At 37.9% G+C, this 1,555-nt stretch carries 2 protein-coding genes; both read right to left on the bottom strand.

The window, feature by feature from the left end:
- The coding region (locus DNK84_RS11870; RefSeq protein WP_162902430.1) for a DUF4277 domain-containing protein at positions 1-402 on the bottom strand (402 nt) is incomplete at its 3' end.
- Between the two features lie 166 nt (positions 403-568).
- Positions 569-1,555: hypothetical protein (locus tag DNK84_RS11865; RefSeq protein WP_162902429.1), on the bottom strand; the 987-nt coding region annotated here is incomplete at its 5' end.

The raw sequence follows: 1,555 nt of genomic DNA, 5'->3' as shown, positions 1-1,555 counted from the left end.
AGCTGAAAAACTAGTAGTATCAATACTCGTGAAGCGCTGGCAAAGGTCAAGCTGATCGCAAACATGTGCTGCTATCTCAGTGTAAAGTAGCTCACAACCATAATCATGAATCGCATCTAAAACACGACCCAACCGGTGTCTATTCAGATCAGATGCCTCTATCTTTTGATCAAATAAAACATCAAGGGCCTTCGTTTCAAAAAACTGGGGCGTTAAGGATAAGGGACGGCTAGCAAAACCTAAGCCATTCATGCATAAAGCAGCTAAAACCTCACCGGGTTTTACCTTCTCCTGGTCAGAAAAACCTAGCTTCTTGTTCACGAAATCAATAATCCCAAATTTCTTGAATATCCCAGTTACTAATCCCAGATGATCCAGGTTCTTCGTTTGTAAAATTTCCATTTTGAATACAGTTTGCATATAACTTTGTGAAATATCCTACACGAAAAAACTTTAAAATGCTTTATTAGGCATGATCAATGTGTGTAACTGCAACCCAACTTGCTAAAACCATCAGAAACTGTTTTGCAAATAAAAACCGTAAAATGATTTACGGGTGGGATATTATTTAATCATATTCTCTAAAGACTGAAAGTATTTTTGCTTTTGCGCTTGCAATTCTATATTGATGCTCAGTAGCACTATAGGAAATTTCTTGAGAATCACCAGGGTTTATATGCGCCCCAATCACCTTTTCTTTAAGCCTAACCAACAGTCCAATACCTTCCTGACCAGAAAGCGCTTCAACCTCCAGATCACCCCTGCTTATACCGCTGAATTTAAGCTGTGCTTCAGCAGAAAGTCTTTGTGCTAACTCTGGGTTAATATTATTTAATATATTATATAAACTGTCGATATATGCTTCTGTCATATTTGGATCTAAGACAATCGCACGAATCACCTCTGGCTGCTTAGCTGACTCAGTATTTATAATCATCCTAGATAAAATCTGAGCAATATCTTCAGATGTCAACTCTGATTCAAATAAAGGTTGAACAATACTTTTAACAACAAGTTCAGTTTCACCATCATTTTCCAGGTAAGTACTTAAAATATTTGCAGAAAGAAAAGCTACATCATCAATAGTTCTACCAACATTAATCGCTTGACTTATCATCGCACTAATAGTAGTAGCCGTGCTTTGTTGTTCTGCTACCTTTTGTACAAATGCTTCCGCTACTATTTTAGAAGCAATGCCCGATAATTGGTCAATTGGTGCATTATTACTAAGTGCCTGTGTAAAACGCTTAATCTCTGGAGTCTCCAAATTTTGAAATGCTTCAGAAGCTGTCTCAATAGGTTGATAAGCTTCATTCACAGGTATCGTCCGTGATGTATCAACCACTTGAATACCATCAGGAAGCGTACCGCTGATAAAATATGTCCCCGTTTGAGAACTCTCAAAAAGCACTTCCTCAGCAGGTTCAGCATAAATGTTGACATTTGAGGCTGAAATAACTACATTTGACCCTATATCTGAAGTTAACTGAGAACCATCAGGCGTCGTAAAGGTAAATGTTCCATCACCATTATTCACAACGGTTGAACCACTTGG

Source organism: Facilibium subflavum, assembly GCF_003574485.1.
GTDB lineage: Bacteria > Pseudomonadota > Gammaproteobacteria > Francisellales > Francisellaceae > Facilibium > Facilibium subflavum.
This window is presented reverse-complemented; position numbering and strand designations above follow the sequence as displayed.